Consider the following 16457-nt stretch of genomic DNA (forward strand, 5'->3'; position numbering starts at 1 on the left):
GGGCTTCGATGAACTGAAGCAACTCGCCGTCGAATTTCGCATAACTCTTTGTTTACCAAGGAGTTTTCCGTTTCGACTGCGCCGGAAGTGGGGCGAATTATAGACTTCCAGAATCTGCCGTCAACCCCTTTTCTTCATATTTCTGTCATATAGGCCAAAAAGCCCTCAGAAACGCAAAAGCCGGCCCCAAGGGGCCGGCTTTCTTCCTACCGAGCCTTAAAGACTAGGAAAGGCAAACTGCGACGCTTCATGGCTGGCCCGTTGCGGCCACCGCTGTGTAATCGCCTTGCGACGTGTGTAGAAGCGCACCCCATCCGGACCGTACGCATGCAAGTCGCCGAACAGCGATCGCTTCCAGCCACCAAAGCTGTGATAAGCCACCGGCACAGGCAGGGGAACGTTAACGCCGACCATGCCCACTTCGATCTCATCGCAGAACAAACGGGCCGCCTCACCGTCGCGGGTGAAGATACAAGTACCGTTACCGTATTCATGATCGTTGATCAGTTGCATCGCCGTTTCCAGGCTATCTACCCGCACCACGCACAACACCGGTCCGAAGATCTCTTCTTTATAGATACGCATCTCAGACGTCACACGATCAAACAAACTACCACCCAGGAAGAAGCCTTCTTCGTGCCCGGCAACACTCAAGCCGCGACCATCGACAACCAGCTCAGCACCGGCCGCCACACCGTCTTCTATATAACCACTGACTTTGTCACGTGCTTGGCCAGTCACCAACGGGCCCATATCCAGCCCGCAAGAAGTGCCCGCGCCAATTTTCAGCGCCTTGACCTGCGGCACCAGCTTGGCAATCAACGCATCCGCCACTTGGTCGCCCACGCACACAGCCACCGAAATCGCCATGCAACGCTCACCACAGGAACCATACGCCGCGCCCATCAAGGCACTCACCGCGTTATCCAGGTCGGCGTCCGGCATCAGTACCGCGTGGTTCTTCGCCCCACCCAGTGCCTGCACGCGCTTGCCACGCTTGGTCGCTTCGGAATAAATGTACTCGGCAATCGGCGTCGAGCCCACGAAACTCAGCGCTTTCACTTCCGGCGCCTCAATCAGCGCGTCCACCGCACCTTTGTCCCCGTGCACCACACTCAGCACGCCTTTAGGCAAACCGGCCTCTTGCAGCAATTGCGCGATCAACAGCGTCGAGCTCGGATCACGCTCCGATGGTTTCAGGATGAAGCAGTTACCGCAGACAATCGCCAACGGGTACATCCACAACGGCACCATCGCCGGGAAGTTGAAGGGCGTAATACCAGCAACCACGCCAAGCGGCTGGAAGTCCGACCAGGCATCAATGTTCGGTCCTACGTTACGACTGTACTCGCCCTTCAGAATCTCCGGTGCCGAGCACGCGTACTCAACGTTTTCGATCCCGCGCTTCAACTCACCGGCCGCGTCTTCCAGCGTCTTGCCATGCTCTTCGCTGATTAACTGCGAGATGCGTGCTTCGTTCTGCTCCAGCAACTGCTTGAAACGAAACATCACCTGGGCGCGCTTGGCCGGCGGGGTATTACGCCAGGCCGGGAACGCAGCCTTCGCAGAATCGATCGCTTGTTGAATGGTTTCACGGCTGGCCAACGGCACCTGGTGGATCACCTGGCCGGTCGACGGGTTATACACGTCGGCACTCCGGCCGCTGTCGTTGACCATCTCACCGTTGATCAAATGCTGGATAAGGCTCATGCAGGGCTCCTGAAAAATTGTTCTATATAGAAGGAGAAATCAGTCGATCTTGTTCAGCACTTCGCCGACCGCATCAAACAAGCGATCCAAGTCCTGCGGCTTGCTATTGAAGGTTGGCCCGAACTGCAGGGTGTCACCGCCAAAACGCACGTAGAAACCGGCCTTCCACAACGCCATGCCGGCCTCGAATGGACGCACGATGGCATCACCGTCACGCGGGGCAATCTGGATCGCACCGGCCAAGCCGTAGTTGCGAATATCGATCACGTTTTTGCTGCCCTTCAAACCGTGCAGCACATTCTCAAAGTGCGGTGCGACTTCGGCTACGCTCTGCACCAGGTTTTCCCTCTGCAGCAGGTCCAATGCCGCCAGGCCAGCTGCGCACGCCACAGGGTGCGCCGAGTAAGTGTAGCCGTGGGGGAATTCCACCGCGTACTCCGGCGTCGCCTGGTTCATGAAGGTCTGATAGATCTCGCTGCTGGCAATCACCGCGCCCATCGGGATCGCGCCGTTGGTGACTTGCTTGGCGATGCACATCAGGTCCGGCGTTACGCCGAAGCTGTCGGCACCGAACATCGAGCCGGTGCGGCCGAAACCGGTGATCACTTCGTCGAACACCAACAGGATGTTGTGTTGATCGCAGATCTCACGCAGACGCTTGAGATAACCCTGAGGCGGCACGAGCACGCCAGCAGAGCCGGCCATTGGCTCGACAAATACCGCGGCGATGTTCGACGCGTCGTGCAATTCAATCAACTTGAGCAATTCGTCGGCCAGCGCGATACCGCCCTGCTCCGGCATGCCACGGGAGAAGGCGTTGCTTGCCAGCAAGGTGTGCGGCAGATGGTCAACGTCCATCAAGCCCTGACCAAACAGCTTACGGTTACCGTTGACGCCGCCCAGGCTGGTGCCGGCGATGTTCACACCGTGATAACCACGGGCGCGACCGATCATCTTGGTCTTGGTGGCCTGACCTTTCAGGCGCCAGTACGCACGCACCATCTTCACCGCAGTGTCGGCGCACTCGGAGCCGGAGTTGGTGAAGAACACATGGTTGAGGTTACCAGGGGTCAAGTCCGTAATCTTTTCCGCCAGTTGGAACGACAACGGGTGACCGTACTGGAAGCCCGGCGAGTAGTCCAAAGTCCCCAGTTGCTTGGACACGGCGTCCTGGATTTCCTTGCGCGTATGCCCGGCGCCACAGGTCCATAGGCCCGACAGCGAGTCATACACCTTGCGGCCTTTGTCATCCGTCAACCAGCTGCCTTCAGCGGCCACGATCAGGCGCGGGTCACGCTGGAAGTTACGGTTGGCGGTGTAGGGCATCCAGTGCGCGTCCAGCTTCAGTTGGCTGGCCAAGGACGATGGGGCGTTTTCGGGCATGTTCATCAGCAAAACCTCGCAAGGCAGAAGGCAGCGTCGGGATTGAAACGCGTGGTTGCAGCTAAATTGCCATGGCGATAAAGTCGGTGAAATCCAACTCTTCTAACCTTCAGTCAGGCCTTTACTAAACTATGAGCAGCCGTCGACCCGATCCCCTGGCCCAAGTCAGCGACTTCGATATCCGCCTGCTGCGCATTTTTCGAAGTGTGGTGGAGTGCGGCGGCTTTTCAGCGGCAGAAACCGTGCTGGGCATAGGCCGTTCGGCCATCAGCCAGCAAATGAGCGATCTTGAGCAACGCCTCGGGTTAAGGCTGTGCCAACGCGGCCGCGCCGGTTTCTCCCTGACCGAAGAAGGCCGCGAGGTCTACCAGTCGGCCCTGCAACTCTTGAGTGCCCTGGAAAGCTTTCGCACCGAGGTCAACGGCCTGCACCAGCATCTGCGCGGCGAGCTGATCATCGGTCTCACCGACAACCTCGTCACACTGCCCCACATGCGCATCACCCACGCGCTCGCACAATTGAAGCAACGCGGCCCGGATGTGCAAATCCAGATCCGCATGATCGCCCCCAACGAAGTCGAACAAGGCGTGCTCGACGGTCGCCTGCATGTTGGCGTGGTGCCGCAGGCAAGCGCCCTGTCGGGATTGGAATATCAACCGCTGTACAGCGAGCGTTCGCTGCTCTACTGCGCGGTCGGCCACCCGTTGTTCTATGCCGACGACAAGCAATTGGACGACGCTCGCATCGATGACCAGGACGCCATCGCACCGACGTTCCGCCTGCCCGCCGAGATCCAGGCCCATTACCAGGCACTCAACTGCACCGCCAGCGCGTCCGACCGCGAAGGCATGGCGTTCCTGATCCTTACCGGACACTATATTGGCTACCTGCCCGATCACTACGCCAGCCTGTGGGTACAACAAGGACGACTGCGCCCGCTGAAACCGGCTACACGTTTTTACGATTTGAGCCTCGCATCGGTCACGCGCAAGGGCCGTCGCCCCCATTTGGTGCTGGAAAGCTTTCTGGAAAGTCTGGCAGCAACGCGCTAACGCTGGCCTCGAGCAAAAAGCTGAGCACTTGGACAGTTTTTTGCAAGCCCACCAGGACCTAGAACTGTCCGACTCGAGTTTACCCGCCATGCCACCAGAACCCTCCAGCCCCAGCGACCTCATCTATGGCCTCAATGACCGCCCGAAACCTGCTCCGGCCCTGCTCGCCGCACTGCAACATGTGCTGGCCGCCTTTGTCGGCATCATCACCCCGCCACTGATCATCGGCTCCACCCTGGGCCTCACCGCCCATTTGCCCTACTTGATCAGCATGGCCTTGATGGTCTCCGGTGTCGGCACCTTCATCCAGGCACGTAGGCCACTTGGCATCGGCGCCGGGATGATCTGCCTGCAAGGCACCAGCTTTGCGTTTCTCGGCGCGGTGTTGTCGGCGGGCTTTCTGGTGAAGCAACGTGGCGGCAGCCCGGAAGACATCATGGCGATGATCTTTGGCGTGTGCTTTTTCGGCGCCGTGGTGCAGATCGTGCTGAGCCGCTTTATCGGCCAACTGCGCCGAGTCATCACGCCGTTGGTGACAGGAATTGTCATCACGTTGATCGGCATCAGTTTGATCAAGGTCGGCATCACCGACCTTGGCGGTGGTTTCAACGCGCCGGACTTCGGCGTGCCTATCAACCTGGCGCTGGGCGTGTTCGTGGTGCTGACGATCATCCTGCTCAACCGCTCCAACACACCTTGGGTGCGCCTCTCGGCAATCATCATCGGCCTGGCCCTGGGTAGCCTGGCCGCCTGGTTCAGCGGCAAACTCGTGCCTCAAGCCCTGCCCGACCTGCCGCTGGTCAGCCTGCCTATTCCGTTTCGCTTTGGTTTCAACTTCGACTGGAGCGCTTTCCTGCCGATCGCGCTGATTTATCTGATCAGCAGCATCGAAACGGTCGGTGACCTCACCGCCAACTGCATGATCGCCCGCCAGCCCATCAGCGGTCCTTCTTATATAAGCCGACTCAAAGGTGGCGTACTCGGCGATGGCGTCAGTTGCATGATCGCCGCCACCTTCAGCGCCTTCCCCAATACCACATTCGCGCAGAACAACGGCGTGATTCAACTCACCGGCGTCGCCAGCCGATACGTCGGCTTGTATATCGGCGTGGTGCTGTTTTGCCTCGGGTTGTTTCCATTGATTGGCGCAGTTCTGCAGCAAATCCCCAAGCCGGTCTTGGGCGGCGCGACCCTGGTGATGTTCGGCAGCGTGGCCGCCGCCGGTGTGCGTATCCTTGCTCAGGCACCGCTAGACCGACGCAGCATGCTGATCATCGCCACCTCGTTTGGTGTCGGCCTGGGTATCGCCGCCCAACCGAACCTGCTGCACTTGATGCCAACGCTGGTGCAGAACCTGTTCGACTCCGCTATCACCAGCGGCGGCCTGACTGCCATTGCGCTGTGCCTACTATTACCGGAAGCCAAAGTCAGCAGCGCCACCGTAAACCACACACCGGAAAGAGACACGCTGGAACCGCTTTGACGGTTTTATTGCATCAGGACTTGTCTGGGGCTTGAGGGTGGGTTATCTGTGCACACGTCGTCTCTATCGATCAGCACGGAAACCTCCATGAGCCTCGAAGTTCCTGCCCACAGCAACCAAGCCGGTAAACCCGCCAGCCGCATTCGGCAAAAGAACGAACAAGCGATTCTCCAGGCTGCTGAAGATGAGTTCGCGCGCCATGGCTACAAAGGCACCAGCATGAACACCATTGCTGCCAGTGCCGGGCTGCCAAAGGCCAACCTGCATTACTACTTCACCAACAAGCTGGGCCTGTACATCGCGGTGCTCAGCAACATCCTCGAATTGTGGGACAGCACCTTCAACGCGCTGACCGCCGAGGATGACCCGGCCGTAGCCCTCGCCCGCTATATTCGCACCAAGATGGAGTTCTCGCGGCGCCAACCCCAGGCCTCGCGGATCTTCGCCATGGAGATCATCAGCGGTGGCGAATGCCTCACCGAATATTTCAGCCAGGACTACCGCGCGTGGTTCAGTGGCCGCGCGGCGGTGTTCCAAGCCTGGATCGACGCCGGCAAGATGGACCCCATCGACCCCGTGCACCTGATCTTCCTGCTGTGGGGCAGCACCCAGCACTACGCCGATTTCGCCACCCAGATATGCCGCGTCACCGGTCGCGCCAAGCTGACCAAGCAGGACATGGAAGACGCCGGCACCAACCTGATCCACATCATTCTCAAGGGCTGTGGCATCAAGCCCGTCCAATAAACGAAGCGACTTATGTCTTTTACGCTCACCGGCCTTTGCGAGTTTCGCGAAGAAATACGCAAAAGCCGCTTCATCACCCTCGCCGCGCCGATTACCAGCGCGCAAGACGCCCAGGCGTTTTTCGAACAGCACAGCGACCTGAACGCCACGCACAATTGCTGGGCCTGGAAACTGGCCGACCAGTACCGCAGCAATGACGACGGAGAACCCGGCGGCACAGCCGGGCGGCCGATCCTGGCGGCCATCGAGGCACAGGGTTTTGATCAGGTCGCGGTGCTGGTGATTCGCTGGTACGGCGGCATCCAATTGGGCACCGGCGGGCTCGCGCGTGCGTACGGCGGTGGCGCGAATAAATGCCTGCAGAATGCCGAACGCATCGAATTGATCAGCCGTGTGCCCTTAAGTTGCGCTTGCGGGTTCGCCGAACTCAACCTGGTGAAACTGCGCGTGGCTGAACTGGGCGGGCTGGTGGTGGAAGAAACCTTCACCGCCAACGGCGTCGAACTACAGCTGGCTGTGGGCGAAGCGCATATCGACACCCTGCAAATTCAACTGGCCGACCTCAGCCGTGGGCGTATCCTGCTACAACGCTGAACGCCCTGAACCGCAACGCTAAAGGAAGCTTTTCATGCCTACGCCAAAAACCGCATTGATCATCGGCGCATCGCGCGGGCTGGGCCTTGGCCTGGTCAAGCAACTGATCCAGGACGGCTGGGATGTGATCGCCACCGTGCGTGATCCGAGCAACGCCGATGCGCTGAAAGCCCTCGGCCCAACGCAGATCGAAAAACTCGACATGGACGATCAACAAGCCGTGATCGCCCTCAGCCAGCGCCTCAAGGAGCACACCTTCGACCTGCTGTTCGTCAACGCCGGCGTCAAGGGCCCCGCCAATCAAGAACCCGGCCACGCCACCCTGGCCGAAGTCGGTCAACTGTTTTTCACCAATGCCGTGGCGCCAATTAACCTGGCCCAGCGCTTTGTCGGGCAGATCCGCAAGGACAGCGGCGTAATGGCCTTCATGAGTTCGGTACTGGGCAGCGTGACCATCCCCGACGGTTCGGACCTGGCGCTGTATAAGGCCAGCAAGGCGGCGCTCAACTCTATGACCAACAGCTTTGTCACCCAACTGGGTGACCCTAAACTGACGGTGTTGTCGCTGCATCCAGGCTGGGTGAAGACCGATATGGGCGGCGAAAATGCGCACATCGATGTCGACACCAGCGTGCGCGGCCTGGTGGACCAAGTGAACGCCTACACCGGTAAAGGCGGCCATCACTTCATCGATTACAAAGGCGACACCATCGCCTGGTAAATACCCACCCACTGTGGGAGCGGGCTTGCCCGCGATGATCTCGTGGGCACCGCGCTCCTACAGATAGACCCGAACATAGACTACAAGTAAACTCTGCCACTCGCCTTCACTGGCGACCCTGGATCAGCAGACAGGGCAACACTGAGCTGGCAAACCTGAACCCATCATTCAGAGGAGCCGGCCAATGCCTGCGACCCGTATCTGGTTAAAAAAACCCCTCGCGATTTTCACTGCCAATGGCCTCGATGCCCGTGGCGGCCTGGTGCTGCAAGACGGGGTGATCACTGAAGTACTGGGCTGGGGAAGAGAGCCTGCCGTGCCTTGCGGGCACGTCTTCGATGCCCGTGAACATGTGATCCTGCCCGGCCTGATCAACACCCATCACCACTTCTACCAAACCCTGACCCGCGCCTGGGCGCCGGTGGTCAATCAGCCGCTGTTCCCTTGGTTGAAGACCCTCTACCCGGTCTGGGCGCGGCTGACCCCGGAAAAGCTCGCCCTGGCATCGAAGGTGGCGCTCGCGGAGTTGCTGCTTTCTGGCTGCACCACGGCGGCAGACCACCATTACCTGTTCCCTGACGGCCTGGAAAACGCGATCGACGTGCAAGTTGAAAGCGTGCGCGAATTGGGCATGCGCGCCATGCTCACCCGCGGATCCATGAGCCTCGGCGAAGCCGATGGCGGCCTGCCTCCCCAGCAGACCGTGCAACAGGGCCAAGTCATCCTTGAAGACAGTCAGCGCTTGATCCGCGAATATCACCAGCGCGGCGACGGCGCACAGATCCAGATTGCCCTGGCCCCCTGCTCGCCGTTTTCCGTCACCCCGCAAATCATGCAAGCCAGCGCCGAACTGGCCACCAGCCTCGACGTTCGCCTGCACACCCACTTGGCGGAAACCCTCGACGAAGAAGACTTCTGCCTGCAACGCTTCGGCTTGCGCACCGTGGATTATCTGGACAGCGTCGGCTGGCTCGGCCCGCGCACCTGGCTGGCGCATGGCATTCACTTCAACCCGGATGAAATTGCGCGCCTGGGTGCCGCCGGCACTGGCATCTCTCACTGCCCAAGCTCGAATATGCGTCTGGCGTCTGGCATCTGCCCGACGCTGGACCTGTTGGCAGCGGGCGCGCCGATCGGCCTGGGCGTGGATGGCTCCGCCTCCAACGATGCCTCAAACATGATCCTTGAAGCACGCCAGGCGCTGTACATCCAGCGTCTGCGTTACGGCGCCGAAAAGATCACCCCTGAAGGCGTGCTGGGTTGGGCGACCAAAGGTTCGGCGCAATTGCTCGGGCGCACGGACATTGGCGAGTTGGCGGTAGGAAAGCAGGCAGACCTGGCGCTGTTCAAGCTGGATGAGCTGCGTTTCTCGGGCAGCCATGACCCGATTTCAGCACTGCTGCTGTGCGGTGCTGATCGTGCGGACCGGGTGATGATCGGCGGCAAGTGGCGTGTGATTGACGGCCAAGTGGAAGGCCTGGACGTGAAAGGCTTGATCGCCGATCACACCCAGGCGGCACGCCAACTGATCGCCGGAACCTAAGCCAGACACGGGGCAAAAATGTGGGAGGGGCGCTGCTTTGAGTTGCGCTACACCCCCAACAACGACAACATGATGAAGGTCGCAAACAACACAAAATGCGTCATCCCTTCGATGGCATTGGTTTCGCCATCGTTGAGGTTGATAGCGCTGACAATCAGCGTGATCAACACCATCACGGTCTGCACCGGCGTCATCGCCATCTGGAACGGCTGGCCGGTATAGAGCGCCATGGCTTCCATCACCGGCACTGTCAGGATCACCGTCGACAACGAAGCACCCAACGCAATATTCACCACCGACTGCATGCGGTTCGCCAACGCAGCGCGCAACGCTGTCAAAATTTCCGGCGCTGCCGAAATGGCCGCGACCACAATCGCCGTGATCACCGGCGGCGCGCCTGTGCCTTCCAGGCCAAGGTCCAGGGTCTTGGACATCACTTCGGCCAATGCGCCGATCACCACCACCCCAAACACCAGCGTGCCGATGGAAAACGCCAGGTTCACCGACGGCGCTTTCTGTTCTTCCGGCTGCTTCTTGCGGCGTTTTTCCGGGTAGCTGTAGCTAAAGAAATAACTGTGCGGCCCTACCTGCATGCGCAGAAATAGGGTGTACAACACCACCATCGCGCCAATGGTGAAGGCTGAGTAAATTTTCCAGTCGGCTTCGGGAATGAATTCCGGCACCACCATTGACACGCCCATGGCGGTGAGGATCATCACGCTGTAAGTGCGCGCCGAATCATCGTTGTAGGACTGTTCACCGTGCTTGATACCGCCCATCAGCGCAGCCAGGCCGAGAATCCCGTTGATGTCGAGCATCACCGCCGAGTAAATGGTGTCGCGCACCAGGGTGGGGGACGGTTCGTTGCTCATCATGATCGCCAGGATCACCACCTCCACCAGCACGGCAGCGAGGGTGAGGATCATGGTGCCGTAGGGGTCGCCGACTTTTTCCGCGAGTTGCTCGGCGTGATGAGCCACGCGCATCGACGCCATTACGATAAAGCCGATGAGTGCAGCGCCGGCCAGCAGCGCCACCATTTGCCCGCTGTGCAGCATCCAGTGTTCCAGCGGGTAGGCGGCGATGGCGGCAATCAGCGCCAGCAGCATGAATTTTTCTTGCTTGAGGGAGGTGAGCATTTCGGGCCTTTTAGTACGGCAAATCTGTCATTGATGGGGTACAGACTGCGCGATGCAGCTAACGTTTCGTTACATCTTAGTAGAGACGGTGATTGCATGAATAAAACCAAAACTCTCCTGCTGGTCAGGTTTTACCGATTATTTCATCCATGGCCTGTAGAATGCCGCCATTGCACCTGATGAGAATTTAGAAAATGTACGATTGGCTCAACGCCCTGCCCAAGGCTGAATTGCACCTGCATCTGGAAGGCTCGCTGGAGCCTGAGTTGCTGTTCGCCCTGGCCGAGCGCAACAAGATTGCGCTGCCGTGGAACGACGTCGACACCCTGCGCAAGGCCTACGCGTTCAACAACCTGCAAGAGTTTCTCGACCTGTATTACAAGGGCGCCGATGTGCTGCGCACTTCCCAGGACTTCTACGACCTGACCTGGGCCTACCTGCTGCGCTGCAAAGCGCAGAACGTGATCCACACCGAACCCTTCTTCGACCCGCAGACCCACACCGACCGTGGCGTGCCGTTCGAAGTGGTACTCAACGGCATCGCCGCTGCACTTAAAGATGGCGAGCAACAACTGGGTATTACCAGCGGTTTGATCCTCAGCTTCCTGCGCCACTTGAGCGAAGCCGAAGCCGAGAAAACCCTGGACCAGGCCTTGCCGTTCCGTGACGCGTTTGTGGCCGTGGGCCTGGACAGTTCGGAAATGGGTCACCCGCCGAGCAAGTTCCAGCGCGTGTTCGACCGCGCCCGCCACGAAGGCTTCCTTACCGTGGCCCACGCCGGCGAAGAAGGCCCGCCCGAATACATCTGGGAAGCCCTCGACCTGTTGAAGATCGAGCGTATCGACCATGGCGTGCGCGCTATCGAAGACGAGCGCTTGATGCAGCGCATCATCGACGAGCAGATCCCGCTGACCGTGTGCCCATTGTCCAACACCAAACTGTGCGTGTTCGACGACATGGCCCAACACAACATCCTCGACATGCTCGAGCGTGGCGTGAAGGTGACGGTAAATTCGGATGACCCGGCGTACTTCGGCGGCTATGTCACCGAGAACTTCCACGCGCTGTACACCTCGCTGGGCATGACCCAGGACCAGGCCAAACGCCTGGCGCAGAACAGCCTGGATGCAAGACTGGTCAAGCCATAACTGACTAAACGCAGTCCAAAATGTGGGAGCTGGCTTGCCTGCAATAGCGATGTATCAGCCAGGCATTTATTGCCTGACACACCGCTATCGCGGCGGTTCGACGGTTCGACAAGCCCGGCTCCCACATTAAATTCATCGATCTCACGTCAACACCTCACCCAGCCAGGGTGAATCGGGCGATTTCCCGCTGTCCGATAGCGTGCACCTGCAAGGCCTGCGACTCGTTGATCACACTGATCCAGTTCGACTGCAAAAACAGTTGCAACAACCCTGCCCCCAACGCACCGCCCAGATGCGGTTGCTGCTGGCTCCAGTCAAAACAACTACACACCAGCGGCGATGCCAATGCCTGAATGAAAATACCCAGGCCGGCCAAGTGCTGCGCGCCTTTGACCGTAATGTCGGTACGCAACTCATGGCGCTCGATCCACCCCGCCTCCAACAAATGTTGATACAACTGCGCCCCCAGCTCCCCGCCGAGGTGGCCGTGGCACAACCGGGCATGGCGTAACAGTGGCGGGGCAACCAGGGCCGGCGGCAAAACGCCCGGCGCGCTGCGTGCAACACAAGCCATGGTGGTTCTGGCCAAGGCATCGATGGCAGCGCTGACATCAGGTGCCGCTACACGAAACAAACGCTTTCCACGCCGGGCCTCCACCCGCAGCAAACCACCTGCGGTCATTCGCGCCAAGTGCGCGTTGGCGGATGTCGGAGACAACCCGGCGAGCGTTGCCAACTCAACCGGCGACTTGGCCGAGCCATCCATCAAGGCCCACAGCATGGCGGTGCGTTTGGGCTCGGCGAGCAAGCTGGCGATCTGACTGATGCAAGGTGCTACTTCCATCTTTTCACTCCCTGTCGATTTATTTTTCTACTGAGGTTGGCGCCAAAGTATAGGGCCGTAAATCGCCGGTTCCACGGCGTCTGACAGCGTAGATAGGGACAGTATCTGAGTGAAATTTCCTGCTTTGATGGAGGCCGTTACGTCGCGCTCAAGGGCTCCGGCAATTGGGCAGTCAACATCGCACAACGGGACACGAGCATTTCCCGCAACAAGTTGATGGGTTTGCTCAGCTGCGCGCGATGCGAGCACAGCAGATTGAGTGGCGTACGCTCACCGCGCAGCTCAGGCAGGATCAAGCGCAGGCGCCCGTCCAGCACGTCAGTACTCACGTCCAGCCAGGACTTGTAGGCAATGCCCACACCCGCCACCGCCCAGCGGCGGACTACGTCGGCATCGTCACTGAAACGGTCGCCGGAGACGGTCAGGCTGACGTCGCGCTTACCGTCGTGAAAGGTCCAGTGGTCGTGGACCCGGCTGCCAAGCATGTACAGCAGGCAATTGTGCTGGGCCAATTGCTCCAGATGCCGAGGTTCACCATAACGCGCAAGATAGCGAGGGGACGCGCAGAGCACGCGAACGTTGTCCGGCGCGACGGGGAGCGCGACAAGGCTGGAATCCTCGGGCTCACCGTAGCGTAGGGCGATGTCCACCGGTTGGCGGAACAAGTCGGCAATTCGGTCACCCAACAACAGGCGCACGCTCAGTTGCGGGTGCTCATGCTGGAATTCATCCAACCACGGCAGCAATTGGTTACGCCCGAAATCGGAGGGCGCCGACAGCTGCAGCACGCCACTGACATGGTCTTGGCCGCTGGCCAATAAGCGTCGCCCTTCATCCAGCGAGCTCAACGCGGCGCGAGCATATTCCAGGAAACCCTCGCCTTCAGCCGTCAGGCGCAGGCTGCGGGTAGAGCGCGCCAGCAAACGCGTGCCCAGTTGCTGTTCGATGCGCTTGAGCGCGGCACTGGCCACCGCAGGCGACAGGTCCATCACCCGTGCTGCAGCGGACAGGCTACCCAAGTCCGCCGCACGCACAAATAACTGCAAATCATCAAAACGCAGCATGCATTTCCGCTCATTATCAAAATTTGGTTGAAACAGACCTTTGTTTTAGCGGCTTTTATCTCCTGGGGAAATAGCCAATCATCCGTGCATCCTGTTCATTACGTGTCTGGAGTTGAATATGTCCACTGCCTTTAACGTCATCGCCACGCTGATCGCCAAACCCGGCCAGCAGGCCACCCTGGAAACCTTGCTGCGCGGCCTGCTGGAACCCACCCGCCTTGAGGCTGGTTGTGAGCAGTACGACCTGCACCAGGACCTGCAGCACCCCGAAACCTTCTACATGCTCGAACGCTGGAGCGACGACGCAGCGCTGGCCGACCACGACCAGAGCGCGCACATCCAGAACTTTCGCGCCAAGGCCGCTGATGTGATCGAACACTTCGACATCAAGCGCCTGAAGTTTCTTGCCTGATCATCGCCCTTTTCCTGGAGCCATCATGAAAGCCATTGCCTACTACGCCTCGCTGCCGATCAACGATCCGAACGCTCTGCAAGACATCGAGTTGCCAGCGCCCGTCGCCGGCCCGCGTGACCTGCTGGTGGACGTCAAAGCCATCTCGGTCAACCCGGTGGACACCAAAGTGCGCCAGAACGTCGCCCCGGAAAACGGCACCGCCAAGGTGTTGGGCTGGGACGTGGCCGGGGTGGTCAAGGCTGTCGGCAGTGACGTGACGCTGTTCAACGTCGGTGACAAGGTGTTCTACGCCGGTTCTCTGGTGCGTCCCGGCGGCAACAGCGAATTGCACACCGTGGACGAACGCATCGTCGGGCACATGCCGAAAAGCCTGGGTTTTGCCGAAGCTGCCGCCCTGCCACTGACCGCCATCACCGCCTGGGAACTGCTGTTCGAACGCCTGCAAGTGCGTGAAGGCAAACAGGATGAAGGCCAGAGCCTGCTGATCGTTGGCGCCGCTGGTGGCGTAGGATCGATCCTGACCCAATTGGCCAGCCGGCTCACCGCCTTGAAAGTGATCGGCACCGCTTCGCGCCCGGAAACCCAGGAATGGGCCAAGGCCCTCGGCGCCGACCTGGTGATCGATCACAGCCAACCGTTGAGCGAAGCGCTGAAAGCAGCTGGCCACCCGCAAGTGACCCACGTCGCCAGCCTGACCCAGACTGACCATCACCTGGACCAGTTGGTCGAAGCCCTGCAACCCCAGGGCAAGCTGGCGCTGATCGACGATCCCAAGGCACTGGACGTCAGTAAGCTCAAGCGCAAGAGCCTGTCACTGCATTGGGAGTTCATGTACACGCGCTCGATGTTCGAAACCCCGGACATGATCGAACAGCACAACCTGCTCAATCGCGTGGCCGAACTGATTGATGCAGGCACCCTGAAAACCACAGTGGGTGAACACTTTGGTGTGATTAATGCGGCAAACCTGCGGCGTGCCCATGCGCTGCTGGAAAGCGGCAAGGCCAAGGGAAAGATCGTACTGGAAGGGTTCTGAAAAACGTCTGTCAGTGTTGTCCGTTACTCCTGTGAGTAATGGACGACACCGCTAGTCTGAGAGTTGATCTTTGTCATATTTGTGAACGTATTCGGGTTTATATTGGCCGCCTTTGCCACGATTCTTTTACGTGAGGAAGTCAGCAATGAAGATCCTGATAAAAGCGTTAGCAAAATCCGCAGGCAATAAATGGCAGGTTCGTCTCGACGGCGACGCGTTCACCTTCCGCACCGAGGCCGAAGCCCGTGCGTTTGCCGACACCCTGCAAACCCGTATCCAGGCCCCCCACCGCTTTCCGAACGGCCAGCAACGCTCCGCCGCTGGCTGATCCGCGCTTCAGCCCTGCGCCTGCTCGGCCCTCGCCCGTTGCAGGCGCTGGGTCGACATCGCAATCGTTACCGCCAATACACCGCACACGCTGATGACGATGGCCATCGGCATCGCCGTGCCGTCGTGCAGCACACCCACTAATGAGGCAGCGCCCGCCGCCACGCCAAACTGAATGCAACCGAGCAGCGCCGACGCGCTACCGGCGCGTGCACCCTGCCCGCTCATGGCGCACGCCGAGGTATTGGGCAAAATGCAGCCCAGGCTCGCGATGCAGATAAACAGCGGCACCAGCAATGGCCACAGCGCATCGGTGCGTAAGGCCGCGATGCCGAGCAGCGTCAGCGCCGCCAACAGGTAGACCCACACACTGCGCGACAGCAGGTAGGACGGGCCACGTTTGGCCAGCAACCGCGCATTCACCTGTGCCACCAGGATAAAGCCTGCGGCATTGGAGCCAAACAGCCAGCCGTAATGCTCGGCAGGCACGCCGTAGAGTTGGATAAACACGAACGGTGAACCGGCAATGTAGGCAAACATCCCGGCAATCGAAATACCGCCGGTGAGCGCGTAACCCAGGTAAACCCGATCGGACAACAGCGAACCGTAGCGACGTAACGACCCGGACAACGGCTGGCGCGGCTGATGGGCCGGAAAGGTTTCCGGCAGCCCGATCGCCACAGCGATTGCCGCCATCACGCTGAATATCGACAGCGCCAGGAAAATCGACTGCCAGCCCCACAATCCCACCATCAGCCCGCCAGCCAGTGGCGCGAGGATCGGCGCCAGGCCGGTGACCAGCATCAATTGAGAAAACACTTTGGCCGAGCCCACCGCATCGCATTTATCGCTGACCACCGCGCGGGAAATCACCATGCCGGCGCAGCCACCGAGGGCCTGCACGAAACGCGCGCCGATCAGCCATTCCAAGGACGGCGCGAAAGCGCAGGCAAAGGAGGCCAGCGTAAACAGGGTGACACCACTGAGCAGCGGGCCGCGTCGACCAAAGCGGTCCGCGAGTGGGCCATAGATCAATTGGCCGATGGCCAGGCCAGCGAAATACACCGCCAGAGTCAGCTGGATGTGTTTTTCATCCGTCGCAAAGGCCTGGGCCATCGCCGGGAAACCCGGCAGGTAAAAATCGATCGCCAACGGCGCGAAGGCGCTCAAGGCACCCAGAATCAGGATTATGCGAAGGTTCATCGGGCACCCAAGTCAGACGGCAGCCCGATAGTCTAGCCGCGCTTGGGT

At 59.8% G+C, this 16457-nt stretch carries 16 protein-coding genes; 10 read left to right on the plus strand and 6 right to left on the minus strand.

Translation table 11 applies throughout. The features are described 5' to 3' along the window. Window positions 1-216 precede the first annotated feature (216 nt). Window positions 217-1710 (minus strand): CoA-acylating methylmalonate-semialdehyde dehydrogenase, encoded by a 1494-nt coding sequence (locus AACY44_RS02220; protein WP_339435839.1) that lies wholly within the window; start codon window positions 1708-1710, stop codon window positions 217-219. A gap of 39 nt (window positions 1711-1749) precedes the next feature. Then, window positions 1750-3099, minus strand: coding sequence for an aspartate aminotransferase family protein (locus tag AACY44_RS02225; RefSeq protein WP_339415820.1), 1350 nt, complete (start codon window positions 3097-3099; stop codon window positions 1750-1752). 125 nt (window positions 3100-3224) lie between these two features. On the opposite strand from AACY44_RS02225, the gene AACY44_RS02230 reads away from it, so the two are divergent. The 6 genes from AACY44_RS02230 to AACY44_RS02255 all read left to right on the plus strand — a co-directional run bounded on the left by AACY44_RS02230 (window position 3225) and on the right by AACY44_RS02255 (window position 9233). Then, window positions 3225-4145, plus strand: coding sequence for a LysR family transcriptional regulator (locus AACY44_RS02230; RefSeq protein ID WP_339415818.1), 921 nt, complete (start codon window positions 3225-3227; stop codon window positions 4143-4145). Window positions 4146-4233: 88 nt separating this feature from the next. Beyond that, window positions 4234-5628: a uracil-xanthine permease family protein gene (locus AACY44_RS02235; RefSeq protein ID WP_339529735.1), complete on the plus strand. Its 1395-nt coding sequence runs from the start codon at window positions 4234-4236 to the stop codon at window positions 5626-5628. A gap of 87 nt (window positions 5629-5715) precedes the next feature. Next, window positions 5716-6375 carry a TetR/AcrR family transcriptional regulator gene (locus tag AACY44_RS02240; protein WP_339529737.1) on the plus strand — a complete coding sequence of 220 codons (660 nt, stop codon included), beginning with the start codon at window positions 5716-5718 and terminating at the stop codon, window positions 6373-6375. A gap of 12 nt (window positions 6376-6387) precedes the next feature. After that, a complete protein-coding gene (locus tag AACY44_RS02245) occupies window positions 6388-6969 on the plus strand; it encodes an IMPACT family protein (RefSeq protein WP_339415815.1) in 582 nt (193 codons plus the stop codon). A 34-nt stretch (window positions 6970-7003) separates the two neighbouring features. Continuing rightward, window positions 7004-7690, plus strand: a complete 687-nt coding sequence (locus AACY44_RS02250) for an SDR family oxidoreductase (protein ID WP_339427212.1) — start codon at window positions 7004-7006, stop codon at window positions 7688-7690. Between the two features lie 184 nt (window positions 7691-7874). Continuing rightward, a complete protein-coding gene (locus AACY44_RS02255; RefSeq protein ID WP_339438018.1) occupies window positions 7875-9233 on the plus strand; it encodes an 8-oxoguanine deaminase in 1359 nt (452 codons plus the stop codon). A 47-nt stretch (window positions 9234-9280) separates the two neighbouring features. Here AACY44_RS02255 and AACY44_RS02260 read toward each other — a convergent pair whose 3' ends face one another. Further along, window positions 9281-10372 (minus strand): calcium:proton antiporter, encoded by a 1092-nt coding sequence (locus tag AACY44_RS02260; protein ID WP_339415812.1) that lies wholly within the window; start codon window positions 10370-10372, stop codon window positions 9281-9283. 194 nt (window positions 10373-10566) lie between these two features. Between AACY44_RS02260 and AACY44_RS02265 the strand changes: the two genes are divergently transcribed. Continuing rightward, window positions 10567-11520 carry an adenosine deaminase gene (locus tag AACY44_RS02265; protein ID WP_065874248.1) on the plus strand — a complete coding sequence of 318 codons (954 nt, stop codon included), beginning with the start codon at window positions 10567-10569 and terminating at the stop codon, window positions 11518-11520. Window positions 11521-11674: 154 nt separating this feature from the next. Here the strand turns inward: AACY44_RS02265 and AACY44_RS02270 are convergent, their stop codons facing one another. Together AACY44_RS02270 and AACY44_RS02275 are read right to left on the minus strand one after the other, a co-directional pair. Continuing rightward, the gene (locus tag AACY44_RS02270; protein WP_339415811.1) at window positions 11675-12364 is read right to left on the minus strand and encodes an ArsR/SmtB family transcription factor; all 690 of its coding nucleotides are present in this window, start codon (window positions 12362-12364) and stop codon (window positions 11675-11677) included. Between the two features lie 137 nt (window positions 12365-12501). Beyond that, a complete protein-coding gene (locus tag AACY44_RS02275; RefSeq protein WP_339415810.1) occupies window positions 12502-13428 on the minus strand; it encodes a LysR family transcriptional regulator in 927 nt (308 codons plus the stop codon). A gap of 118 nt (window positions 13429-13546) precedes the next feature. Here AACY44_RS02275 and AACY44_RS02280 point away from each other — a divergent pair, with 118 nt between their 5' ends. The 3 genes from AACY44_RS02280 (at window position 13547) to AACY44_RS02290 (ending at window position 15207) form a co-directional block, all read left to right on the plus strand. Continuing rightward, the gene (locus tag AACY44_RS02280; RefSeq protein WP_339435838.1) at window positions 13547-13840 is read left to right on the plus strand and encodes a putative quinol monooxygenase; all 294 of its coding nucleotides are present in this window, start codon (window positions 13547-13549) and stop codon (window positions 13838-13840) included. Window positions 13841-13865: 25 nt separating this feature from the next. Further along, complete coding sequence (locus AACY44_RS02285) at window positions 13866-14879, plus strand: zinc-binding alcohol dehydrogenase family protein (RefSeq protein WP_339435837.1); 1014 nt, start codon at window positions 13866-13868, stop codon at window positions 14877-14879. Window positions 14880-15024: 145 nt separating this feature from the next. Continuing rightward, window positions 15025-15207, plus strand: a complete 183-nt coding sequence (locus tag AACY44_RS02290; RefSeq protein ID WP_339415805.1) for a hypothetical protein — start codon at window positions 15025-15027, stop codon at window positions 15205-15207. 8 nt (window positions 15208-15215) lie between these two features. Here the strand turns inward: AACY44_RS02290 and AACY44_RS02295 are convergent, their stop codons facing one another. Beyond that, complete coding sequence (locus tag AACY44_RS02295; protein ID WP_339415803.1) at window positions 15216-16409, minus strand: Bcr/CflA family multidrug efflux MFS transporter; 1194 nt, start codon at window positions 16407-16409, stop codon at window positions 15216-15218. Window positions 16410-16457 lie beyond the last annotated feature (48 nt).

Source organism: Pseudomonas sp. RA_15y_Pfl1_P11, assembly GCF_963970975.1.
Taxonomy (GTDB): Bacteria; Pseudomonadota; Gammaproteobacteria; order Pseudomonadales; family Pseudomonadaceae; genus Aquipseudomonas; species Aquipseudomonas tritici.